We start from the raw sequence: 22,493 nt of genomic DNA on the forward strand, positions 1-22,493 counted from the left end.
TTTTTAATCTCTCTTTTTTGGTAAAATAATATGAAAAGAATGTATTCTAGCATTATCGTGCTTGAGGAGGGGAATGTATTGTCGAGTCACAATCGTCGCGAGTGGGTTGCTTTTGGCTTTGTCGTAGCGTTTTTAGGCGTGGCGGCAGTGAAAAAGATTGCTCGTGGAACAGCCAACGATGCCGCATCGAATCAGCATCGGGCGTCTACAATCACTACGTTGAAAGAACAATTCCAAAAAGTTGCCAAAGATGCTTCACAAGTGGTGGCGGCTGGTAAGTTGCAAGGCAAAGAATTGACGGATCAAGTGAAAGCCGAGGTCGAACGCTATCAACAAGACATTCAGCCTTCAATCGAGCAGATCCAAGGAAACCTAAACGAGCTTTCAAACGTACAGTCAGATATGACCGAAGCGAAAGCGAAGAAGACCGACTGACCGGTCTTTAGGCATCGTCCGTCGTTTTAGTCACTTTGTATCCGGAAAGGATGAATTGAGATGGAACATGAAAAAGAATTCTCTGGCCCTGAGGCCATGCTCTATAGTCATAAAATCATTCAGCTCAGTAAAGCATTGTGGAAGACGGTCGAAAAAGACTGGCAGAACTGGATCAAGCCTTTCGATTTGAACATAAACGAGCATCATATTTTATGGATCGCCCACGCACTCGGTGGCGCCTCAATCTCTGAGATTGCGAAATATGGCGTGATGCACGTATCGACCGCGTTCAACTTTTCGAAAAAATTAGAAGATCGTGGTCTCCTCACGTTCTCTAAAAAAGAAACGGACAAACGTAATACTTATGTACAGTTGACGCCTGAAGGCGAAGCGCTCTTGCTCGAAACAATTCATGCGTTCGACCCTGAAGAGAACGGTGTGTTCCGTGCCTCGCTCCCGTTGCAGGAGTTATATGGGAAATTCCCGGACTTGACGGACATCACGGCCATCGTCCGCCGCCTGTACGGCGACAACTTCATGGACATCTTCGCTGAAACATCAAAAATGATTTCTGAAGAGGCCGGACGTCGTCCCGAAGATGACGAGCTGACTAAAGAAGCTTGACGTGCGCGTAAAGGGGCTCTGTGATTTCGAGAGCGATCCCTTGTTTGACGCACGCCGCCAAAATGACCCCAGGGTCTAACGACGGATGCAACATCCCGACGAAACTGACGAGCAAAGGCTCTACGGACGACAAGCCGTAACGCCTTTGCTCGTTTTGTTGATTGTTGATTTCGTCGAGCAGTCTATAGAAGTCCGCAACTTCTTCCTTCGTCAAGTTTGCTTTGATGACTTCATATTCAAACGGCCGACTCGACCAATCGACTAGTCCGAGCAACAGCTCCATCTGAAAAGACAACTGATTAACTTTCTCTTCTAGCGACACGTTTCCCACCCCATCATTTCACATTCTCTTTCATCATTATACGACACGTTTCTGTGCTATGATACTACACAGGTAATCGAACAGCTGTCATGATTAACAAAATGTGGTATAGTCGAACATAGAAACTTATAGATTTTTAGGGGTGGAATATATGTCAAATGGAATGACGAATGAACCAAACAAACAAAACAAAAAGTTTTCAACTGGTGCCCTTGTCGGCGCATCGGCAATCGCGCTTCTCATCGGTGTAGGCGGTACGTACGCTGCAACGAGCGGCGGATCTTCTGACAACTCAGCTGTTGTCTCATTCGAAGGTGGCGAAATCACGCGCGGTGAAATCGCGGACATGAGCTACGACCGTATGGTCCCACAACTCGCTTTCCAAGAAACAATGAACGCACTTCTTGAAAAAGAGTATGGCGACAAAGTCGAGCAAGAAAAAGTCGACGAAGAGTTCAGCAAGACGGAAGAGCAGTTCAATTCGAAAGAAGAGTTCGAACAAGCGATTCAACAGGCTGGCATGACAGACACGGATGAGTTCAAAGAGGCACTCCGCGGCCAAATGCTCGTCGATGCTGCGAAGTCTGAACTCGTCGACGTGACGGACGAAGAAATCGAAGCACAATTCGCCAAAGAGAACGTTGAAGTCCAGGCGAGCCATATCCTCGTCGAGACGGAAGAAGAAGCGCAAGCTATCATCAAAGAAATCAACGATGGCGCTGATTTCGCAGACGTCGCGAAAGAAAAATCAACAGACACTGGTTCAGGCGAAAAAGGCGGCGACCTCGGTTACTTCTCAGCCGGCGCCATGGTTCCTGAATTCGAAGCATACGCGTTCCAAGAAGATGTCGTCGGTAAAGTCTCAGAGCCGGTCCAATCACAATTCGGATTCCACGTCATCAAAGTCGTAGACCGTAAAGAAAAAGACCTCAAGCTCGAGGACGAGAAAGACCGCATCCGTGAAGAATTGGCGACTGAAAAAGCAGCTTCAGTCGACGCCAACAAAATCTACGCTGAGTTGATCGAAAAATACAACGTTGACGTGAAAGACGCGAAAGCCTCAACACAGTTCGACGCAGTAAAAGACGCACTCAAAGCGGAAGAAGAAGGAACATCAGAAGAAGCACCGGCTGAAGAGTCGACAGAACAATAAGCAACAGGCAGGCGTCCCGCGGGATGCCTGCCTTTTTTATAGCTTCGGTTTGTAGAACGCCCGGTTATCAAGCGCCATGAGCCGTTCTGTGAACGTTCCTGGCTCGACACCTTCGAACGCCTTATCGAACATGTTCATCCGCGCATCGATGTTGTCGATGAAGAACAGCATTTCCGCCTCCGGAAGTTGCGGCGCGTTCGCCGAGCCCCACTCCGGCTTCCCGTGGTGACTCAAGACGAGATGTTGTAACAGCGTCGTGACTTCACGATCGGTCCCGAGCTCGCGGGCCGTGACTTCGATCTCGGACGCCATGAGCGACAAATGACCGAGCAGTTTGCCTTCGAGCGTATATTCCGGGGTGATCGCGTCCGACAGCTCGATGACTTTCGCCAAATCGTGCAAGACGACACCTGAGATGAGCAAGTCCCGGTTCAACTGTGGATACAAGTCACACATCGTTCCGGCCAGTTTGAGCATCGACATGACGTGGAACGCGAGCCCTGAATAGACCGCATGATGATGGCGTACCGCCGCCGGATACGTGAAATATGCCTCTTCGTTTCGGTCAACAATCGTCGTCACGAGTTCCCGCATGCCCTCGTGACTGATCGCGTCGATATACGCCCGGATCGTCGTCTCGAGCTCCGACTTCGGGATCGGCGCAGAGCGGACGTACGGTGCGATGTCCGTCTCCCCTTCGATGATCGAGATCTGCTTCAGTTTGAGCTGCGTCCGGCCCCGATAGTCCATGACTTCTCCTGAGGCGTGGACGATCTTTTTCGTCCCGTACTTCTCGGTATCGGCGCTATCCCACACCTTCGTCTCGATCTCGCCGCTCTCATCGCATAAAACGAGGGTCAGATAAGGCTTCCCGTTCCCGGCGAGCCCTCGATATGATTGTTTGATCATTACATATTGGTTTAACGTGTCGCCCACTTTGAGCTGACCGATTTTAGTCGTCAATGAAAGCACCTCTCTTCTTGTCAGTACTTCCATCTTAACGAAAGTTCGCTCTAGATGCCAACTTTCTCGGTAAACCGGGAATACTTGATGAGAGAAGAACATTGGGGGAATGAAGGATGAATTGGACTTGGTACACACGACCTGAGGAAATCGTACACGTTGACGACTACTATACGGAGGCGTACACGTATTGGCTCGAACAACTGACGACGGCCAAAGTGACGAAAATCATCGTCGAGCAGGACTATATGTACGGTTCGCTCACGCTCGACTATGAGCAGCTCGAACGCGAACCGCAGAAAATCGGTCACTATTTCGTGACGCGCGACTTTTTATGGACGATCGGGTTTGATGATTTGTATTGCGATAGCGTCGCAGCGAAACAATATGCCACACCGATTGCAGCGTTCTATGACCTGCTCGCCGAAAAGATGGATTATTACTTCCACGGGATCGATGAATACGAGGAACGTTTGATGATGGCACAGCGTCAAATGAGCGGTCAAGTTCCGCCTGAGTTCATGAACGAAATATTTGGGCTGCGGAGCGAGATTGAACGCTGGTCAGATACGGTCGTCCCGTACCGCGAGCTACTGATGGCGGGACGAGAGGCGTTCCTCGACATAGAGTTGAATGAGCTGAAGTCTTATCGCCTTGCTGAGTACCGTGTCGATCGGCTGTTGACGTTGATCGAACACTACCAAGGCGATGTCATCGCCTTGACCGACCTCGCCTCGACGCTGTCAAATTTTCGTGGCAACGAGATCATGAAGGCGTTGACCGTCTTCACGGCGCTGACGACACCGGTCGTCGCCTTCGGTGCCGTCTGGGGAATGAACTTTAAACAGATGCCAGAACTCGAATGGCCGCTCGGCTATCTATTCGCTTGGGTCATGATCGTTCTCTTCACGGGCTTAGTTTACGCTTGGTTAAAACAAAAAAATTGGATTGGGTCTCTGTTACAATTCCCGAATCAAATCCGTAACCAAAAACAAATGGAAAAACAGCGGAAGAGAACAAAACAGTAAAAAAACGAACAAAAGTTCGCTATAATGAAAGGAGTCGATTGAAACGGAAAGGAGATGCCGATGGAACGTTTAATCATACACGTCGATATGGATGCGTTCTATGCATCCGTCGAACAACGAGACCGCCCTCATTTGCGAAATAAGCCCGTCATCGTCGGTGGCGCCCCTCACAGTCGTGGAGTGGTCGCCACCTGTTCGTATGAGGCGAGAAAATACGGCGTGCATAGCGCCATGTCGTCACGTCGGGCGTTCGCACTCTGTCCGCAAGCGACGTTCGTCAAGCCGCGCTTTCAGGCGTATCGGCAAGTGAGCCAAGACGTGATGGAGATCTTCAAGTCTGTGACGCCATTTGTCGAGCCGCTATCGCTCGATGAAGCGTATCTCGACGTCACCGAGAATTCACTCATGAGCACGTCGGCGCCTTACGTGGCGCGCTACATTCTCGGCGAGATCAAACGCCGGACCGGACTGACCGCTTCCGCCGGCGTCGCCCCGTCCAAGTTCGTCGCCAAAATCGCCTCCGGGTTCGACAAACCGAACGGCCTCACTATCGTCGCCGCGAACGAAGTCGAGTCGTTCCTCGCCCCGCTGTCGATCACGACGATGCACGGTGTCGGGAAAGTGACCGCCCAGACTTTGTTCAAGCACGGGTTTGAAACGATTGCCGACATCCAGCAATCGCGACCTGAACAGTTGAAGGCCATCCTCGGCCATGACCGTGGTGTCCAGTTATACGAACTCGCACACGGACGTGACAGCCGTCCCGTCGTCCCGACCCGTGAACGCAAGTCGATCGGCTCGGAGACGACGTTCGCCTTTGACCTCGACGATCCGGAGGAAGTGTATGAGCGCGTCATCCCTGAGATCGAAGACGTGTTGCAGCAGCTCGACCGCCGCGAATTGAGTTGTCAAACTGTGACGATCAAAATCAAAACGAGCGAGTTTCAAGCACGCAGTCACCAGATCAAGCTGAACCATCCGACCCATGACCATGATGAGATCAAACGGCTTTCCCGACGCTTGTTCGACGAGATGTCAATCAACGAGCCGGTCCGTCTGATCGGCATGACCGTCTCCGATTTGATTCCCCGAACGGAGACGGCCCGTCAGCTCACGTTCGACGAACTAACGAAACCGTCGCTTGAAGAATGAATGGTGATTCAGTACAATGGAAAGAAAGGGGGGGATCCGTTTGAACATGTACACAGTCACTGCGTTCGAGAATGACGGCACGATTTTACTTAATGATTCATTCGAGGCAACGAACGACGAAGAAGGAAAAGCGACAGGGCTAGCGATGCTCCATGAGGCCGGTCACGACCATAAAGGGGCGCGCATCGTCCGCCAAGGACAACTCATCTATTTCGAACGGTGCAAACTTCCTGGAAAACTGAAAGGCACGGCCTCATAACAGAAGCGCCTCGGGAACCCCGAGGCGCTTTGTTCATTCGCTATATTGTTTCTCCCAGTCTTCCCGCCATGCTCAATAGTCGTCCGGATGTAGCTCTTCCGCCGTCTTCCCATCCAGTGAATAAGGTGCCCCCATCAGCGGTTCCTTTGAATCAGGGAATGAGGTCCCGCCGATGATGTTCCCGTCATCAATTAGGACCAAGACGTTCGTCTGTCCGAGCTCGTACTGATCATCGAGCAGATGGTTACGGACGACGAAATGCTCTCGCTTAATGTCACGCCCGATATAGTCGTCCGGTGGCGTCGTCTGGACGCTCCAAGTATCTCGCACAGGTGAATCGATAAGGTCTTCCTTCTCGAAACGTGACGTGTCCCCACCCTTGTAAGAAACAATCTCATATCCTTTCTCCTCGAGGGAACGCTTCGCCAGCTTGGCGTCCTCTCCGAGCATCGGTTTTTCGTTGGCGTTCGAGCAAGCCGCCAGGAAGAAGACGCACAGGAGGATCCCGATTCGTTTCCACATCATCTCTCCACCTCATCAGTTCGTTGTTTTCAACTTATTCGTCAACTAACAAAAATTTCCTCTTTCAGAATGGAAAGAGGAATAAAATCGAAAAAATCGCGACGACCGCGACAATCATTTGTAGCGGCAAACCGACTTTAACAAAATCGAAAAAGCGATAGCCGCCGATACTGAACACCATCGCGTTCGTCGGTGAGCCGAACGGCGTCATAAACGCGAGTGATGCCGCAACGGCGACGGCGACTACGAGCGGCACCGGACTGACTTCGAGTGACGCGGCGAGCGATAAGGCGAGCGGTGCGAACAAGACGGCCGTCGCCGTATTGGAGATGATTTGACTGAGCACCATCGTTGCGACGAAGATGGCGACAAGCACCCAGACCGGACCAGCGCGCCCGAACGACTCACTGATCCATGTGACGAGCCAGGCCATGACACCCGCGTTTTCGAGTGCGGTCCCGACTGGAATCATGGCGGCGATCAACAGGAGCGACGACCATTGGACCGACTCGTAGGCAACGTCCATATGCCGGACCGCTCCCGTCAGCACCATCGCGATGGCCGCAAGCCAAACGGCAACGGTCGGATCGACCCATTCGAAGACGAGGAGCACGACCATGACTAGCATGATGAGACCGGCCGCGAGTTGATGGCGCTCGGACACAGCTCGGTTGGCGACATCGGTCACGCGCTCGTTCGCGAGCAACAAGTGTGTCTCGTCACCCGCTTTTTCTAAATCGCCCCACTCGCCTTGGGCCACGAGCATATCACCTCGCTCTAACGGGACGTCTTTCAGCCGCGTCATCGCAATTTCTTCGTTCGGGCGGATGACTTGAAGCACGTTCAAGCGGTAGTCATTCCGCAACCGACTTTCCGAGAGACAGTGACCGATGAGCGGGCTATCAGACGGGACGGTGAAAATGGCGACGCCTGACTCTTTCCCGTAGACATCTTTCAGCTCCATCGATTCAACGACCACCCCTTCTTGACGGGCGACGCGTCGAACATCCGCTTCTGCCCCGCTAACGAGGACACGTCCCTCATAGAGCACTGTATCGGCTCGGGCCGTGACGAGTCGATGCGCGAGCCCTTTTCGCTTTTCGCCGAGGACGATCAAACCGTCACGTGACCACTTCACATCTCGGAGCGTTTTCCCGACGAGCGGATGACCTTTCGTGAGCGTGAGCGCGTAGATGTTCAAGTCGGGCATCGGCAGACGGGCGACGACGACCGAACGAACCTCGCCCGCATCGAGCAGCCGGTTCCCGATGACATAAAAGTAGAGCAGCCCGACGACGGCGGCGGCGAACCCGATCGGTAGTAGCGAGAAGAAACCGAGCGTTCCGACTGAGGCACCACGGAGCGCCTCGGCGGCGACAAGGTTTGGTGGGGTGCCGATGAGCGTCATCGTCCCACCGATGCTTGAAAAGAACGCGAGCGGCATTAACAGTTTTGCCGGATTCGTACCGGTTTGTCTCGACATGGCGAGAACGACCGGGATCAAGAGCGCGACCGTCCCCGTGTTCGACATGAGACTCGATAAAAACGTCACGGTGACCATCAGAACGAGAAATAGACGCACCTCACTCCCTTTCGCATAAGGAATGAGCCCAGCGCCAAGCCGTTCGGCGAGTCCTGTATGAAATAGGCCCGCTCCGACGATGAATAATCCGGCGATCATCAAGACGACCGGATTCGAAAAACCTGCCATCGCCGCGACAGGCGACAGTTGCTGCGTCAATACGAGCGCGACCAGCCCGACGAGTGCGACGAGATCGGCCCGCAACCAGCCCCCGATGAAAAAGATGATCATGACCGCTAATATGAACAAGGTGACCATGACGCCCACCCTCTCTTGTGAATTGATATACAAGTTTATTATACCCTATAATATGTAAGCGCTATCATAACGAATTTGACAAGTCGGTCAACAAAAAAACGGATGGCTCGAAAGCCATCCGCACAGGTATTATTGAACTTCGTTTTCATTAACCATCGGAGCGTATAGATCTTCAAGTGGTTTCATGATAATTTTTGTCACTTCTGTGACCAGTTGATGCATGCGTTGCTCTTCTTGCATGAGCTCCATGATCAATTCGTTCTGTTGAACGCTCATCATTTTCGTTTGAGCATCCATCATCTCTTGTTCTGAGATTTCTTCGCCTTGCATTTGCTTTTGCTGAAGCGTCATTTGGATATCACGGAAGTCAGCGAACAACTGGTTCGCTTCTGCATCCGCATTGACACGATCGTATAATGAAGAGAGATTTGTGAACTCCTCAGATTCGCGAAGTGCTTTTTCCAATTGGTTAGCATGATCGTACAAGTTTGTTTGTGACATGTGACGTCCTCCTAAATACTATTAGGGCCGTGGCCGATCAAACGATGGCAATCAACCCTTGAATCAACCCAATCATACCACCTAACAGCGCTCCAAGCCATGTTATTGCCCGGAACTCCCGTTTCGAGATCGATAAGACGATCTCCTCGAGGTACGACGTATCGAGCGATTGGACTTGCTCTTGCACGATTTGATCGATTTTCAGACGGTCCATCACCGTCTCCATTTGATTGGTGAACCGCTCGATGACGAGCCGAACCCCGTTCGGGACGAGATCGTCGACGATGCGTGTCTCGACGTCTCGTGTGTACGAATAGACGGTCCGGTCGAGCAATTCGCCGACCGGGAGACGGGTGATGACTTCTGTCGTCACCCCATCGATCAATCGGTCTTCTAACCGCTCATCTAAGAGTGTGTCGACCGTACGCTCACTGAACCGTTCGAACTCGCGCGTGATCATCGTCGCCATTCCAGAACGAGTCGACCCGCCACGTAAAATGTTGACAATCTCCGGGCGAATCATCTCGACGAAGTTCATATTTTGAATGAACCCGGCGATAAAACCGAGCCGGCGTTGGACGAACGAGTCGACCATATACCGCAGCTGAGCCTCTCCTTCCGCCGAATAGAAATACTCTTCTGATTTGACGAGCATCGCGTCGACGATTTCCGGGATCACGTCACGGACACGGTCCATCCCGTCCTCACCGAGCAGTTCGTACAGCTTGCGTGACTTGACGTCAGCGAGCACGAGCCGGAGCTCTTGGCGGAGTTTCGTGTCCGCTTCCGTCAACACACGCGACTCGGCGTCCGGGTAAAGCGGTTCGACTAGTGTACGGATCGTCTTGTCCGAACGGAGCATCGTCCGGACTTCCTCTTGGACGAAATAGGTGATGTGGCCGCTCACTTGTTCGTCGAGCAGGCGCTTCCGCATCCCTTCAGGCGTCAACAAGTGTTTCACGACCGTCTTGCCGAGACTCGTCGCCAGCTCATCGCGGCGTTTCGGAATCAACCCCGGTGTGAACGGTACTCGGACTTTTCCGATATACTTTGGCTCGTGGGGCCGAAATAACATTTTGATGGCGAGGAAGTTCGTCACTCCCCCGATTGTCGCCCCAATGGCGATCATGATGAATATTTTTAGTAGACTATCCAAACTGCCTGCCCCCGTTCTGAAATATGATACATTGTTGAAGAGGTGATTGTGTTGACTACGTTTGATCGTATTAAATCGATTTTCCCGACCGTTGTCCATCGGTCGGAAGACGCATCCGGAGACTATGCTTGGTATCAAGCACAGGATGGGACCGTGTTCGGCTTGCCAAAAACCGAGTTGAACGAGCGTGAACGGCAACTGCTCGAATGGTCGGCGACACCGTTTTTGACGACCGCCGACCCCCGTCAAGAAAAATGGCAAAACCGCCTGCTCACCGATTCGTATCGGATCGCGCAACCGTTCCGTCTGTTGTCACTATCGCTCCACTATCAAGAGAGGGAATCGCTCGAGCAATTTTTAGAGATATTACACGATTTCATGCCAGAAGCGGAGATTGTCGTCATGACGCGACATCACGTTGAAATCATTGAGATGAACCAACTCGTCGACTTGTCTGATTTCGAGGACGTATTGCGTGCCGGCGCGAGCGACTGCTACGTCGAAGCGCACGTCATCTTTAGTGAGCGGCCGCTCGGTGTGTTGGGGACGCTTTACCATCAACACATGACGTTGCGCCCGTTCGCGAAACTCCCTACTAAAACTTACCCTGCTAGTCAATTATTATACCATTACTTGCTACAAGACCATGAGACTTTTGCCACACGTCTCCAATTGACCGAGGCGGCGTATTCGATACTCGATAAGACGAGCGTCGAATTGTTAGAGGCGCTGTTCGCCCACTCGCTGAACGTGTCCCATACGGCGAAAGCGCTGTTCATGCATCGGAACACGCTCAATTACCGGCTCGATCGGCTCTATGAACTGACAGGATATGACGCTCGTCAGTTTTATGATGCGAGTTTACTCCAACTGATTGTCACGTTGCACAAATCTGAGTAACTGTTTTTGTGCAACGTGTACATATCTCGTGCAAGCGGTTTCATCGTATAATCAATCTTGTAAGCGCTATTATACAAGAACACATTCTCAGGAGGCTAACGACAATGGCAGAAATTCAATTGAATCACATTGATAAAATATACGACGGTGGTGACGGGAAAGCCGTCAGCGACTTCAACTTGCACATTAAAGACCGGGAGTTCATCGTTTTCGTCGGACCGTCTGGTTGCGGTAAATCGACAACACTTCGCATGATCGCAGGACTCGAAGAAATCTCGAGCGGCGACTTCATCATCGACGGCAAACGCATGAACGACGTGGCGCCGAAAGACCGCGACATCGCGATGGTCTTCCAAAACTATGCCCTCTACCCGCACATGAGCGTCTATGACAACATGGCATTCGGTTTGAAGCTTCGGAAGTTCCCGAAAGAAGAGATCGACCGTCGCGTCCAAGATGCGGCTCGCATCCTCGGACTTGAAGAATACCTCCAACGTAAACCGAAGGCACTCTCAGGTGGTCAGCGCCAACGTGTTGCCATCGGTCGTGCCATCGTCCGTGACGCAAAAGTGTTCTTGATGGATGAGCCGCTCTCAAACTTGGATGCAAAACTTCGCGTACAAATGCGTAAAGAGATCATCCAGTTGCACAACCGTCTCGATACGACGACGATCTACGTTACCCATGACCAAACGGAAGCGATGACACTCGCGACTCGTATCGTCATCATGAAAGACGGGATCATCCAACAAGTCGGTTCGCCGAAAGAAGTATACGACAACCCAGATAACATCTTCGTTGCCGGCTTCATCGGTTCGCCTTCGATGAACTTCTTCCGCGGAACACTCGCAGACGGCAAGTTCGTCGTGAACGGCGAAGAAATCAACGTGCCTGAAGGCAAGATGAAAGGTCTTCGCGACCGTGGTTACATCGGTAAAGAGCTTATCCTCGGGATTCGTCCAGAATCGATCCACGATGAGCCGATCTACATCGATTCTCCGACAACACACACGTTCCAAACACACATCGATGTATCTGAACTCATGGGTGCCGAGTCTTACCTTTACGCCGAGCTCGGTGGACACCAGTTCACGGCCCGCATCGACGGCCGCTCGAACATCCGTATGGGTGACGACGTAGAACTCGCGCTCGATATGACGAAAGCACACTTCTTCGACTCTGAGACAGAGCTCGTCATCCGTTAATACAAAATCCCCTCGATTCTTGGAATCGAGGGGATTTTTCGTTTAGCGGGTCGCATAGCGACGTTCGAGCCGATGCTGCCCCGCTTGAATGAGTGTCGACAAGATCCAATAGATCGAGGCCGAGAACAAGAGGAGCGGCATGACCAAATAGGTCGTCGCTGCAATCTGGTCTGAGACGTACGTCAACTCCTGCACGGCGATGACCGACCCGAGCGACGTCGACTTGATGATATCAATCACCGAGTTCGACACCGGTGGGATGGCCCGTGATAACGCTTGTGGGAAGATAATGTCTTTAAAACGTTTCGCCCTCGGGATCCCGAGGGCGACACTCGCCTCGACTTGTCCGCGATCGACCGAATTGATGGCTGCCCGGAACGCCTCCGAGATATAAGCCGCAAAGTGCAGACCCAATCCGAAGATGAGCGCCTGCATCCCGCTCAGTTGGACGAACCCGGTCAACCCGACGTACAAGATGAGCAGTTGCAAGAGCAGCGGCGTGCCCCGGAAGAACGAGGTGTACGTCCGAGTGAACAACCGCAACACTTTGATTGGACTGCTGTAAAGTAACGCGATGATCAGACCGAGCACCAAGGCGAGGATAATCGACAGGATACTGGCGATCAACGTCAATTGTACGGCTTCGATATAGGCCGAACGGTTCTCGATGACGGTCGTGATCAGTTCATTCATTGACTGATGTCCTCACCGAAGTACTTATCACCGATTTCAGCCATCGTTCCGTCTTCTTTCATTTCAGCAAGCGCCTCGTTCAACTGATCGAGCACGTCGCTGTCTTGGCGTGTCATGTAACCCGCCTCGCTCTTGTTGAAGACGTCACCGACCGCTTTCACGTCGTAGCCTGTCTTCTCGAGCTCCGTCAAGATGAAGAGACGGTCGTTGAGTGCTGCGTCGAGACGTCCGACTTGAAGGTCTTGGAGCACTTGGTTCGCACCTTTATAAAACTTCACTTCTGCGCCAGCTTTTTCAGCCATCTGGGCGTAGACCGACCCTTGTGTCGAACCAACGACTTTGCCGTCAAGGTCGTCGATGCCTTGGATGTCTTCATTATCTGAAGCAACGATGACTTGTGCACCTGACACCGCGTACGTATCCGAGAACGCATACTTCTCTTCACGCTCCGGTGTGATACTCATCTGGTTCGCGATCATATCGATGCGTTCCGCGTCGAGTGCCGGGACGAGTCCTTTGAAGTCCATCGGCTCATACTCGACCGTATAGCCGGCACGCTCTGCCGCTTCGTTCAACACGTCGATGTCATACCCTGTGATTTCACCTTTATCTTTGTATGTGAATGGCGGGTATGTCGCTTCCGTCCCGACTGTGATGACTGTTTCTTCAGATCCACTGTCCGTCTCTGTACCGCAAGCTGCGAGCACCCCGAACGATGCGCCGATTGCGAGAACTGCCGTTAATGATTTTTTCATGTTATTTCCGCCTTCCTGATAATCCTTATATGATTACATGGTTTTGAGCAATATACTCATCATACTGACGAGGTTAAAAGAAGTCAAACAAAAACCACCGCTCCCAGTTGAGCGGTGGTACACTAGTCAGTCGATTGCTTTTGCTTGCTTCATAACGTCTCGTTCAATCGCTTCACGTTTCGCCGTCGTCATCTCGGCACTATCCGCGTGAACACTGAAATAGAACTTGATCTTTGGCTCTGTGCCAGACGGGCGAAGGCAGAACCACGACCCGTCCTCGAAGACGAATTTGAGCACGTTCGAAGATGGCAAGTCGATGTCCTCGGTCGTATTTTGACGAAGGTCGGTCGCGACTTGCAGCTTGTAATCCTCGAAGCGGACGACTTCGTAGCCGGCAACTTCTTGCGGCGGGTTGGCACGGAACGATTCCATCATCCGGCCGATCTGTTCAAGCCCGGCTTTCCCTTTCAACGTCATCGATTGAAGCGATTCCTCATAAAAGCCATACTTCTCATAAATCGCTTGGAGCGCGTCATACAACGTTCGTCCCTGCTGCTTATGGAAAGCTGCCATCTCGGCACCGAGCACGCACGCCTGGACAGCGTCTTTATCACGGCAGAAGTCACCGATCAAATAGCCGTAGCTCTCTTCGTAGCCGAACAAGAACTCGTACTCGCCTGACTCCTCGTACTGTTTGATCTTCTCACCAATGAATTTAAAGCCGGTGAGCGTGTTCTCGAGATGCACGCCATACGCTTTGGCGATGGCCGCCCCAAGCTCGGACGTGACGATCGTTTTCGCGACGAATCCGTTCGCTGGCAGCGTGCCGGTCTCGACTTTTTGCGATAGGATGTAATCCATCAAGAGCGCTCCGGTCTGGTTCCCTGTCAAGACGAACCATTCCCCGTCGCGGTCACGCACGGTGAAGCCGACGCGGTCGGCGTCCGGATCGGTCGCCATGAGCAAATCAGCGCTGACACGGTCACCATATTCCATCGCCAGCTTGAACGCCGCCCGCTCTTCCGGGTTTGGAGAACTGACCGTCGGGAACGCGCCGTCTGGTTCGGCTTGTTCTTCGACGATCGTGACAAGGTCAAACCCATACGCCTTGAGTCCTTCCATGACCGGTCGGCGACCCGTCCCGTGAAGGGGCGAGAAGACGATTTTGAGGGCGTCTGTTGGGACGTCCTTATGGATTCGAATCGATTGAAGAGCTTCCATGTAAGCCGCATCGACAGACGCATCGACGTTGACGAGTGTCCCGTCGGCGCGGAGCGTTGCTTCGTCTTGGACCGGGATGCTTAACTCGTCCTCGATCGCGTTGACGTAAGACACGAGCTCGTCCGCCTCGGCCGGCGGTAGTTGCCCGCCGTCGGCGCCATATACTTTGAAGCCGTTATACTCAGGCGGGTTATGACTCGCCGTGATGACGACTCCTCCAAACGCGCCTAGGTGTCTGACGGCGAATGACAGTTCTGGCGTTGCCCGTAAGCTCGGGAACAAGTAAGTCTTGATCCCGTTCGATGCAAACGTCCGTGCCGCCTCGAGCGCGAATTCAGGTGAGTAGTGACGTGGATCATGGGCGATGACGACTCCGTGCCGTTTCGCTTCCTCGCCTGACGCCGAAATAAAGTCGGCAAATCCTTGCGCCGCTTTACGAATCGTATAGACGTTCATTCGATTGGCACCTGGTCCGATCTCACCGCGCATACCACCCGTTCCGAATTCAAGCGTCTTATAAAACGCTTCTTCGAGTGTCGTCTCATTTTGTGCCATCTCGTCTAATTCGGTCCGAAGATAAGGTTCAAGTTCCTCATATTGATTCCAACGCTCATATGTTTGTTGCCATGCCATGGTCAATTCCCCTTTCGACGTTCAAATTCAATCGAAGTACTCGCCAATTTGTTCCATCTTGTATACGATGGGAGTAACGAAACTTCGAGGTGATACTATGTTTCCAACTATGCGTGCCCAAGAATTGAAACAAATCGTCCATACGGACTCAATCCGATTTATTGATTGCCGCTATTCATTGAACGACGCTTCATACGGAAAATACGTGTACCGTCAAGGACATCTCCCGAATGCCGTCCATCTCGACTTGATGGAAGACTTGTCAGGCCCTGTGTCCGTTCACGGCGGACGTCACCCGCTCCCGTCAAAAGAAGCGTGGACGGAGACGCTCCGACGCATCGGCATCCAAAAGGACGACTTGATCATTATTTACGACGACGGTTTCCCATACGCCGCACGTGCTTGGTGGTTATTCAAGTGGGCCGGCCATGAGCGCGTCATCGTGCTCGAAGGCGGAATCCAGGCCGGCATCACTTACTCTGGTGAGACAACGACCGAGGTTCCGACGTACCCTGCTTCGACATACGTCCCTGATTTCCACGACGATATGATCGCCACGATCGAAGACGTGCGCGCCGCAACGACAACAGGCGACCTGTATGACTCAAGGACGGCCGACCGTTACGACGGAAGCCACGAACCGATCGATAAAAAAGCCGGGCATATCCCGAACGCCCTGCTCTGCCCATACGTAGACGCCGTCACGGAGCTCGGGACGCTTCAAGACTTTCACGATTTGCGCGAACTTTACGCCAACGTGCTCGATGTCCCGAACCCGATCTTTTATTGCGGCAGCGGTGTCACCGCTTGCGTGAACATTTTGGCATTGCACGCGCTCGGTAAAGACGATGTCCGTCTCTATCCCGGTTCATACTCTGACTGGATCAGTTATCCAGAAAATAAGGTCCACCCATAACGGGTGGATTTTTTTATTTCACACTCGTCGGCTTGATGTTCCAAACCGCGTTCGCATATTCCGTGATTGTGCGGTCGCTCGAGAAAATACCAGACTTGGCCGTATTGACGATTGAACTTTCCGCCCAACGCGCCTTATCTGCGAACACTTCATCGACGCGTCGCTGTGCCTGCATGTAGGACATAAAGTCTTTCAAGACGAGGAAATCATCGTTATAGACGAGAAGCGAATCAAAGATCGCTTGGAACTGATATTCTCCGACTTTATCGAACGTCCCGTTGACGAGACCGTCGACGACGTTACGTACTTCGGTGTTGGCATGATAAATGTCGGCCGCATGATACCCGCCGAATTTTTTATAGTTCATGACTTCTTGCGGTGTCAATCCGAAAATGAAGATATGGTCATCACCGACCGCATCGCGAATCTCGATGTTCGCCCCGTCAAGCGTACCGATTGTGAGCGCTCCGTTCATCATGAACTTCATGTTTCCGGTTCCTGACGCCTCGTAGCTCGCCGTCGAAATCTGTTCACTAACATCCGAGCCCGGGAAGATTCGTTCTGCCATCGAGACGCGGTAGTTCTCAAGGAACACGATTTTGATGAACTGACTCGCCCGTTTGTCGTTGTTAATCATCGACGCGAGGGCATTGATGTAGCGAATGACTTCTTTCGCGTAATAATAACCTGGCGCCGCTTTCGCTCCGAAGATGAACGTCCGTGGAACCATCGTGAACGTCGGGTCTGTTTGAATCTTTTGATAGAGCGCGTGAATATGCATCGCGTTCATGAGCTGACGCTTATACGCATGCAGACGTTTGACTTGAACATCGAAAATCGAGTTCGGGTCGACACTGATTCCCGTCTCATCTTGAATATAAGCCGCTAAGTCGAGTTTATTTTGTTGCTTCACTTCCATCACTTGCTCCTGGAAGCTCGTATCTTTCGAGACGTCCATCAACTTCTCAAGATCGTTCGGGTGCTCGATCCATGACGGACCGATTGCGTCCGTGATCAAGTTCGACAGACGCGGATTTGATTTCAAGAGCCAACGGCGATGCGTGATGCCGTTCGTCTTGTTATTGAAACGAAGCGGGAACATTTCATACAAGTGGCGCATCTCGCGTTGTTTTAAAATATCTGTATGAATACGGGCGACCCCGTTCGTCGAATGTGATCCGACAACGGCAAGGTTTGCCATATTAATGTAATTGTTCGAGACGATTGCAATCTCACCCATATGCGGTTCAAGGTGTGGATAATTGACGAGCACGTCTTTACAGAACCGGGTATTAATCTCATTAATGATTTGATAGATTCGTGGTAATAGACGCTCGTACATCTCGACCGGCCACTTTTCAAGTGCCTCGGCGAGAAGTGTATGGTTTGTGAACGACATGACACTTTTCGTCACGCGCCACGCTTCATCCCAGCCATATCCGTGATCATCCATCAAAATCCGCATCAGTTCAGGGATTGCGACGACCGGGTGGGTATCGTTAATGTGGACAGCGTAGTAGTCGCCTAAATGTTTGAGTGATTTGTTGTGTCGCAAGTAAGACGCAATCATCGATTGGACACCCGCTGACACGAAGAAGTACTGTTGTTTCAAACGGAGCACTTTTCCTTCATACGTCGTGTCGTCCGGATAGAGGAACTCCGAGATCGTCGCAATCGACTGCTTGTGTTTCAACAAGTCTTTGTACGACCCTTTCGTGCGTTCCATATACTCTTCGTCATCAAATGGCGACTCCGCATTCCAAAGCCGGAGCGTGTTCACGACGTCGTTCTTGTAACCGATGACCGGCATATCGTATGGAACGGCGCGTACGACTTCGTCTGGATGATGAACGACACGGAGACGGTCTCCGATCTGCTTCATCTCGATCCAGCCCCCAAAATTCACGTCAACCGCACGATCGGCACGGCGCGTCTCCCACATATTCCCATTTCGGAGCCAGTTGTCCGGCAACTCGACTTGATAGCCGTCGACGATTTTTTGTTTGAACAAACCGTAACGATAGCGAATCCCGTTACCGTGACCGGGCAGACTGAGCGCGGCAAGCGAATCGAGGAAACAAGCGGCCAGACGGCCGAGACCGCCGTTACCGAGCCCTGGTTCCGGCTCGAACTCCGTGATTTCCGTGAAATCAAAACCGAGTTCTTCCAACCCTTCTTGGACAACTTCTAAAACGTCCATACTGAGTAAGTTGTTATAGAGGAAACGGCCTAACAAAAACTCGAGCGAGAAATAGATGACTTGCTTGCTCTGTTTGGATTCTTGCTTGTCGCGTGTGTTGATCCATTTCGGAATCGCTTGTTCACGCACCATCGTTGCCAACGTTTGATACACTTCCTGCTCGGTCCCTTCATCGAACGATTTCCCGTTTAAGGCGACGAATCTTTCTTGAAACGAAGTGACGAAGCTCTGTTTATCTGTAAACATATATGTGTAAATCTCCTTCCAGTCATGCGAATAGGTGATATAACTCACGGTATTGCTTAGCGGATTGTTTCCAGCTGAAGTCCGAAGTCATCGCTTGATGGACGAGCGCATTCCAAGTGTTATCCTCGTAGAAGACACGAATTGATTTTTCAATCGTCGCGAGCATCTCGTGAGCGTTGTAGTTCAAGAAACCAAATCCAGTCCCTTCTTGCGTGTAATCATTGTAAGGTTTGACCGTGTCTCGAAGTCCGCCTGTCTCACGAACGATCGGAAGTGTTCCATAACGCATCGAGATCAATTGGCTAAGGCCGCACGGTTCGAATCGAGATGGCATCAAGAAGGCGTCTGATCCCGCATAAATCAAGTGGGCCAGTTCGATATCGAACCCGATATACGACCCGATTTTTCCAGGATGGGCTGCCGTCATCTCATGAACAATCGCCTCATATTCAGGTTGACCCGATCCAAGGAAGACGAACTGACAGTCCAAATTCCCCAACTCATGGTTCACCGCATGAATCAAATCGAGACCTTTTTGCTCGACGAGACGACTCACGAATCCGATCAACATGATATCATCACGCACTTCGAGACCGTACCGTTCTTGAAGCATGCGCTTGTTGGCAAGCTTCCCTTCTTTGACCGTGTCGAGATCATACGTTTTTGCGATTCGTTTGTCCGTGCTCGGGTCGTTCGTCGCCAAATCGAGACCGTTCAAGATGCCGCGGACGTCGACGGCACGGTGGCGTAGTGCCGCATCTAAACCTTCGCCATAGTAAGGTTCCATGATCTCATCGCGATAAGACGGACTCACCGTCGTGATTTGGTCGGAATGGACGATGCCGGCCTTCATGTAATTGACGAGACCGTTATGTTGGATGCCCTCTGCCGTGAAATGCTCGTGCCCAAACTGCAGCAGTTCACCGAGCACAGCTTCTGGGAAGATCCCTTGGTATTGCAGGTTATGGATAGTAAAGACCGTTCGAATCTTTTGGTACGCTTCGATGTGTTGATAATGGATTCGTAGAAACGCCGGAACGACACCCGTCTGCCAATCGTGGCAGTGCAACACGTCCGGCACTTCTTCAATCTGTCCGATCATCTCAAGGACGGCCCGGGAGAAAAAGGCGAATCGTTCTGCATCATCGTAATGACCGTAGAGCACGCCTTCGCGATTAAAATAGTACTCGTTATCGATAAAGTAATACGTGATCCCGTCGCGCTCTAACTTCAAGACGGCCCCGAACTGCTTACGCCAGCCGACCGGGACGATCAAATCGAATAAATATTCCATCTCATCGACATATTCTTGCGCAATCGAGCCGTACTTCGGCATTACGACACTGACATCTTCACCGAGGCTAGACACCGCTTGAGGGAGCGAGCCAATCACATCGGCAAGCCCCCCCGTTTTCATGAACGGTGCCGCTTCTGAAGCGACATACCATATTTTCATAATATCCTCCTTTAAACCGTTGTCCGTTTTCTGATGACGATCGGTTCATCGACCGTTCCACGAATGACCTGTCCACGTTTCACGACCACTTCTTTGTCTAAAATGGCGTTCTCGACGACAGCTCCTTCTTCGATGATCGACTTGGATAAAATGATTGAATTTTTGACGCGCGCATGTTCACTGATGACCACACCCCGGAACAAAATGCTAGTTTGGACTTCTCCACTGATTTTACATCCATTGGCGACTAGCGCTTCATTCACTTTCGACCCTTTCAAGTAGCGAGTCGGCGGCTCATGTTTGATCTTCGTGTAAATATGAGGGAAGTCGTAGATGATTCCTTCTTGGCGAAGTAAGCGCATACTTTCATTATAGTATGAAAGCACCGAGTGAATCACCTGCATTTTACCCGTATAGTGATATCCATGAACGTGGAGACGGTGGAGTTGAGGACGAATAACGCCGTCTAACAAGTCATACTCCCCTTTTGACGTCGCTTCATCGACGAGGCGAAGGAATAAGTTTTTCGACATGACGATTGTTTCCGTGTATGCATGCTCATCGTCCGGACTAAAGCCGCGCTCCCCGATTCCGACGACACGGTCGTTCTCCCCGAGTCGAATCGGACGACAGTAGCCACATTTTTGTTCATGCTCCGTGTAAGCGAGCGTGATGTCCGCACCTATCGATTTATGATGTTCGAGCATGTTTTGATAATCGATCGTCGTCAACACGTTCGAGCCGGTAATGACAACGTAAGCTTGTTTACTGCGCACGAAGTGTTCCCGATGCATCGAGAAGTTCGCTAAATCTCCGAGATAGGCTTCGCCATCCGGTTTAAGCGCCGGCGGGAAGATATGCAACCCGCCTTGTGAGCGGTCAAGATCCCACTCTTTGCCTGATCCCAAATGGTCCATTAAAGAACTATACTTATCAAGTGTAAAAATCCCAACTTGATCGATACCTTGGGTAATCATATTCGTTAATGTAAAGTCGATGAGACGATAGCGCCCCGAGAACGGGACAGATGCTAAGTTGCGATGTCCCGTTAACTCCGGTAATAACCCCTCTTCGGTACCTAAGTTGATGATTCCTAACAAATCATTCGTCAACAATAACGCCTCCTTGCGTCGGTCTATTTTATAATCAAGCACGTTGCTTGAAGACTGTTCCACTTTCGATATTTTCATGCGGCTCGATGACAACGATGTCACCCCCCGGCTCACCAACTGTCGCGCCGTCTTCAATGACGGCACAGCTGGCAACAATGGCTCGATGAATTGTAACGTCTTTCCCGATGCGGGCCCCTGGCATGATGACGGAGTCTTTCACGAGCGACCCTTCGCCGATACGTACGTCATAGAACAAGACTGAATGTTGGACTTCTCCTTCGATCCGGCATCCTTCATTGATGACCGACTGCTCGACACAAGCATCTTTTCCGATGAATTGCGGCGTTTGGTTCGGGTTGACCGAGTAAATTTTAAAGTCTGGGTCATATAAATCGAACGGTGGATCTTCTTCGAGAAGGTCCATGTTCGCTTCCCATAGCGACTGGATCGTACCGACGTCTTTCCAGTAGCCTTTGAATTTATAGGCAAAGACGTTCAATCCATCGAGGAGCGTGTTTGGAATGATGTTCTTCCCGAAGTCAAAGCTTGACGTCTCGTCTTCCGCGTCTTGAATCAAGTGTTCGCGCAACACTTTCCAGTTGAAGATGTAGATCCCCATCGACGCCAAGTTGCTCTTCGGCTTCTCAGGCTTTTCATCGAATTCGTTAATACGCAAATCATCGCCCGTATTCAAGATCCCGAAACGCGGTGCTTCATCCCATGGGACGGCCATGACTGAAATCGTCACATCGGCTTGTTTTTCTTTGTGGAAATCGAGCATCTTCTCGTAATCCATTTTGTAAATGTGATCTCCCGATAAGATCAACACGTACTCCGGATCGTAGTCATCGATATAGCTCAAGTTCCGATAGATCGCATTCGCAGTACCTTCGTACCAGTTTTTCCCCGACTGAGCTTGGTATGGTGGCAGGATAGCTAATCCGCCATTGCGGCGATCTAAATCCCAGGCAGACCCGATGCCGAGGTAACGGTTTAATTCTAACGGCTCATATTGTGTCAACACACCGACTGTCGTGATTCCCGAATTCGTACAGTTCGATAGTGGGAAATCGATGATCCGGTACTTCCCTCCAAAGTTGACGGCAGGCTTTGCCGTCTTCCTTGTGAGAGGCCCAAGTCTTTTGCCTTCCCCGCCAGCGAGGAGCATCGCAACCATTTCTTGCTTCATAGTACTGCCTCC

At 51.5% G+C, this 22,493-nt stretch carries 22 protein-coding genes; 9 read left to right on the plus strand and 13 right to left on the minus strand.

Annotated features, from left to right (window positions below):
- The first annotated feature begins 78 nt into the window (after window positions 1–78).
- Together EVJ20_RS13865 and EVJ20_RS13870 are read left to right on the plus strand one after the other, a co-directional pair.
- Window positions 79–435, plus strand: a complete 357-nt coding sequence (locus EVJ20_RS13865; RefSeq protein ID WP_236633774.1) for a hypothetical protein — start codon at window positions 79–81, stop codon at window positions 433–435.
- Window positions 436–495: 60 nt separating this feature from the next.
- On the plus strand, window positions 496–1,059 hold the full coding sequence (locus EVJ20_RS13870) for an HTH-type transcriptional regulator Hpr (RefSeq protein WP_070327870.1): 564 nt from the start codon (window positions 496–498) through the stop codon (window positions 1,057–1,059).
- Here EVJ20_RS13870 and EVJ20_RS13875 read toward each other — a convergent pair.
- Window positions 1,046–1,381, minus strand: a complete 336-nt coding sequence (locus EVJ20_RS13875) for a DUF1878 family protein (protein ID WP_236633775.1) — start codon at window positions 1,379–1,381, stop codon at window positions 1,046–1,048. The two genes, EVJ20_RS13870 and EVJ20_RS13875, sit on opposite strands and share 14 nt — an antisense overlap.
- A 151-nt stretch (window positions 1,382–1,532) precedes the next feature.
- On the opposite strand from EVJ20_RS13875, the gene EVJ20_RS13880 reads away from it, so the two are divergent.
- A complete protein-coding gene (locus EVJ20_RS13880; RefSeq protein ID WP_131489969.1) occupies window positions 1,533–2,534 on the plus strand; it encodes a peptidylprolyl isomerase in 1,002 nt (333 codons plus the stop codon).
- A 36-nt stretch (window positions 2,535–2,570) separates the two neighbouring features.
- Here the strand turns inward: EVJ20_RS13880 and EVJ20_RS13885 are convergent, their stop codons facing one another.
- Window positions 2,571–3,530, minus strand: coding sequence for an HD domain-containing protein (locus EVJ20_RS13885; RefSeq protein WP_201740028.1), 960 nt, complete (start codon window positions 3,528–3,530; stop codon window positions 2,571–2,573).
- Between the two features lie 83 nt (window positions 3,531–3,613).
- On the opposite strand from EVJ20_RS13885, the gene EVJ20_RS13890 reads away from it, so the two are divergent.
- Genes EVJ20_RS13890 through EVJ20_RS13900 form a run of 3 tightly spaced genes read left to right on the plus strand, consistent with a single transcriptional unit; the run spans window position 3,614 to window position 5,936 of the window.
- A complete protein-coding gene (locus tag EVJ20_RS13890) occupies window positions 3,614–4,525 on the plus strand; it encodes a magnesium transporter CorA family protein (protein WP_131466185.1) in 912 nt (303 codons plus the stop codon).
- Window positions 4,526–4,585: 60 nt separating this feature from the next.
- Complete coding sequence (gene dinB / locus EVJ20_RS13895; protein WP_236636473.1) at window positions 4,586–5,677, plus strand: DNA polymerase IV; 1,092 nt, start codon at window positions 4,586–4,588, stop codon at window positions 5,675–5,677.
- Between the two features lie 46 nt (window positions 5,678–5,723).
- A complete protein-coding gene (locus tag EVJ20_RS13900) occupies window positions 5,724–5,936 on the plus strand; it encodes a YhzD family protein (protein WP_233589627.1) in 213 nt (70 codons plus the stop codon).
- 72 nt (window positions 5,937–6,008) lie between these two features.
- Here the strand turns inward: EVJ20_RS13900 and EVJ20_RS13905 are convergent, their stop codons facing one another.
- The 4 genes from EVJ20_RS13905 to EVJ20_RS13920 form a co-directional block, all read right to left on the minus strand.
- On the minus strand, window positions 6,009–6,461 hold the full coding sequence (locus EVJ20_RS13905; protein ID WP_131508676.1) for a hypothetical protein: 453 nt from the start codon (window positions 6,459–6,461) through the stop codon (window positions 6,009–6,011).
- Between the two features lie 61 nt (window positions 6,462–6,522).
- Window positions 6,523–8,298, minus strand: a complete 1,776-nt coding sequence (locus EVJ20_RS13910; protein WP_236636482.1) for an SLC13 family permease — start codon at window positions 8,296–8,298, stop codon at window positions 6,523–6,525.
- A gap of 129 nt (window positions 8,299–8,427) precedes the next feature.
- Window positions 8,428–8,799, minus strand: coding sequence for a YlbF family regulator (locus EVJ20_RS13915; protein WP_131508678.1), 372 nt, complete (start codon window positions 8,797–8,799; stop codon window positions 8,428–8,430).
- A 37-nt stretch (window positions 8,800–8,836) separates the two neighbouring features.
- Entirely contained in the window at window positions 8,837–9,928 is a 1,092-nt protein-coding gene (locus tag EVJ20_RS13920) for a DUF445 domain-containing protein (RefSeq protein ID WP_131466215.1), read from the minus strand.
- A 75-nt stretch (window positions 9,929–10,003) separates the two neighbouring features.
- Between EVJ20_RS13920 and EVJ20_RS13925 the strand changes: the two genes are divergently transcribed.
- Together EVJ20_RS13925 and EVJ20_RS13930 are read left to right on the plus strand one after the other, a co-directional pair.
- The gene (locus EVJ20_RS13925) at window positions 10,004–10,855 is read left to right on the plus strand and encodes a PucR family transcriptional regulator (protein ID WP_070327879.1); all 852 of its coding nucleotides are present in this window, start codon (window positions 10,004–10,006) and stop codon (window positions 10,853–10,855) included.
- Between the two features lie 104 nt (window positions 10,856–10,959).
- Window positions 10,960–12,060, plus strand: coding sequence for an ABC transporter ATP-binding protein (locus tag EVJ20_RS13930; protein ID WP_070327880.1), 1,101 nt, complete (start codon window positions 10,960–10,962; stop codon window positions 12,058–12,060).
- Between the two features lie 42 nt (window positions 12,061–12,102).
- Here the strand turns inward: EVJ20_RS13930 and EVJ20_RS13935 are convergent, their stop codons facing one another.
- The 3 genes from EVJ20_RS13935 to EVJ20_RS13945 all read right to left on the minus strand — a co-directional run bounded on the left by EVJ20_RS13935 (window position 12,103) and on the right by EVJ20_RS13945 (window position 15,362).
- Window positions 12,103–12,753 carry an amino acid ABC transporter permease gene (locus EVJ20_RS13935; protein ID WP_016510211.1) on the minus strand — a complete coding sequence of 217 codons (651 nt, stop codon included), beginning with the start codon at window positions 12,751–12,753 and terminating at the stop codon, window positions 12,103–12,105.
- Window positions 12,750–13,508, minus strand: coding sequence for a transporter substrate-binding domain-containing protein (locus EVJ20_RS13940; protein ID WP_131508680.1), 759 nt, complete (start codon window positions 13,506–13,508; stop codon window positions 12,750–12,752). The genes EVJ20_RS13935 and EVJ20_RS13940 overlap by 4 nt, the downstream gene beginning before the upstream one ends.
- 126 nt (window positions 13,509–13,634) lie before the next feature.
- Window positions 13,635–15,362, minus strand: coding sequence for a phospho-sugar mutase (locus EVJ20_RS13945; protein ID WP_131508682.1), 1,728 nt, complete (start codon window positions 15,360–15,362; stop codon window positions 13,635–13,637).
- A gap of 97 nt (window positions 15,363–15,459) precedes the next feature.
- Here EVJ20_RS13945 and EVJ20_RS13950 point away from each other — a divergent pair, with 97 nt between their 5' ends.
- Complete coding sequence (locus EVJ20_RS13950) at window positions 15,460–16,278, plus strand: sulfurtransferase (protein WP_236633552.1); 819 nt, start codon at window positions 15,460–15,462, stop codon at window positions 16,276–16,278.
- 13 nt (window positions 16,279–16,291) lie between these two features.
- Here EVJ20_RS13950 and EVJ20_RS13955 read toward each other — a convergent pair whose 3' ends face one another.
- Genes EVJ20_RS13955 through EVJ20_RS13970 form a run of 4 tightly spaced genes read right to left on the minus strand, consistent with a single transcriptional unit; the run spans window position 16,292 to window position 22,481 of the window.
- Window positions 16,292–18,724 carry a glycogen/starch/alpha-glucan phosphorylase gene (locus EVJ20_RS13955; protein ID WP_131508684.1) on the minus strand — a complete coding sequence of 811 codons (2,433 nt, stop codon included), beginning with the start codon at window positions 18,722–18,724 and terminating at the stop codon, window positions 16,292–16,294.
- Window positions 18,725–18,746: 22 nt separating this feature from the next.
- Complete coding sequence (glgA, locus tag EVJ20_RS13960; protein ID WP_131466199.1) at window positions 18,747–20,180, minus strand: glycogen synthase GlgA; 1,434 nt, start codon at window positions 20,178–20,180, stop codon at window positions 18,747–18,749.
- An 11-nt stretch (window positions 20,181–20,191) separates the two neighbouring features.
- Entirely contained in the window at window positions 20,192–21,292 is a 1,101-nt protein-coding gene (gene glgD, locus EVJ20_RS13965; protein ID WP_131508686.1) for a glucose-1-phosphate adenylyltransferase subunit GlgD, read from the minus strand.
- Between the two features lie 34 nt (window positions 21,293–21,326).
- Window positions 21,327–22,481, minus strand: coding sequence for a glucose-1-phosphate adenylyltransferase (locus tag EVJ20_RS13970; protein WP_131508688.1), 1,155 nt, complete (start codon window positions 22,479–22,481; stop codon window positions 21,327–21,329).
- Between the last annotated feature and the right edge of the window lie 12 nt (window positions 22,482–22,493).

The sequence above is a fragment of the Exiguobacterium sp. SH0S1 genome (assembly GCF_004337165.1).
Lineage (GTDB): Bacteria > Bacillota > Bacilli > Exiguobacteriales > Exiguobacteriaceae > Exiguobacterium > Exiguobacterium aurantiacum_A.

Bases quoted from the DNA above. Each gene is read 5' to 3' on its own strand.
- EVJ20_RS13870 (WP_070327870.1), top strand. From the start codon at position 496: ATGGAACATGAAAAAGAATTCTCTGGCCCTGAGGCCATGCTCTATAGT.
- EVJ20_RS13880 (WP_131489969.1), top strand. From the start codon at position 1,533: ATGTCAAATGGAATGACGAATGAACCAAACAAACAAAACAAAAAGTTT.
- EVJ20_RS13885 (WP_201740028.1), bottom strand. From the start codon at position 3,530: ATGGAAGTACTGACAAGAAGAGAGGTGCTTTCATTGACGACTAAAATC.
- EVJ20_RS13890 (WP_131466185.1), top strand. From the start codon at position 3,614: ATGAATTGGACTTGGTACACACGACCTGAGGAAATCGTACACGTTGAC.
- dinB (WP_236636473.1), top strand. From the start codon at position 4,586: ATGGAACGTTTAATCATACACGTCGATATGGATGCGTTCTATGCATCC.
- EVJ20_RS13900 (WP_233589627.1), top strand. From the start codon at position 5,724: ATGTACACAGTCACTGCGTTCGAGAATGACGGCACGATTTTACTTAAT.
- EVJ20_RS13905 (WP_131508676.1), bottom strand. From the start codon at position 6,461: ATGATGTGGAAACGAATCGGGATCCTCCTGTGCGTCTTCTTCCTGGCG.
- EVJ20_RS13910 (WP_236636482.1), bottom strand. From the start codon at position 8,298: ATGGTCACCTTGTTCATATTAGCGGTCATGATCATCTTTTTCATCGGG.
- EVJ20_RS13915 (WP_131508678.1), bottom strand. From the start codon at position 8,799: ATGTCACAAACAAACTTGTACGATCATGCTAACCAATTGGAAAAAGCA.
- EVJ20_RS13920 (WP_131466215.1), bottom strand. From the start codon at position 9,928: ATGATCGCCATTGGGGCGACAATCGGGGGAGTGACGAACTTCCTCGCC.
- EVJ20_RS13930 (WP_070327880.1), top strand. From the start codon at position 10,960: ATGGCAGAAATTCAATTGAATCACATTGATAAAATATACGACGGTGGT.
- EVJ20_RS13935 (WP_016510211.1), bottom strand. From the start codon at position 12,753: ATGAATGAACTGATCACGACCGTCATCGAGAACCGTTCGGCCTATATC.
- EVJ20_RS13940 (WP_131508680.1), bottom strand. From the start codon at position 13,508: ATGAAAAAATCATTAACGGCAGTTCTCGCAATCGGCGCATCGTTCGGG.
- EVJ20_RS13945 (WP_131508682.1), bottom strand. From the start codon at position 15,362: ATGGCATGGCAACAAACATATGAGCGTTGGAATCAATATGAGGAACTT.
- EVJ20_RS13950 (WP_236633552.1), top strand. From the start codon at position 15,460: ATGTTTCCAACTATGCGTGCCCAAGAATTGAAACAAATCGTCCATACG.
- EVJ20_RS13955 (WP_131508684.1), bottom strand. From the start codon at position 18,724: ATGTTTACAGATAAACAGAGCTTCGTCACTTCGTTTCAAGAAAGATTC.
- glgA (WP_131466199.1), bottom strand. From the start codon at position 20,180: ATGAAAATATGGTATGTCGCTTCAGAAGCGGCACCGTTCATGAAAACG.
- EVJ20_RS13970 (WP_131508688.1), bottom strand. From the start codon at position 22,481: ATGAAGCAAGAAATGGTTGCGATGCTCCTCGCTGGCGGGGAAGGCAAA.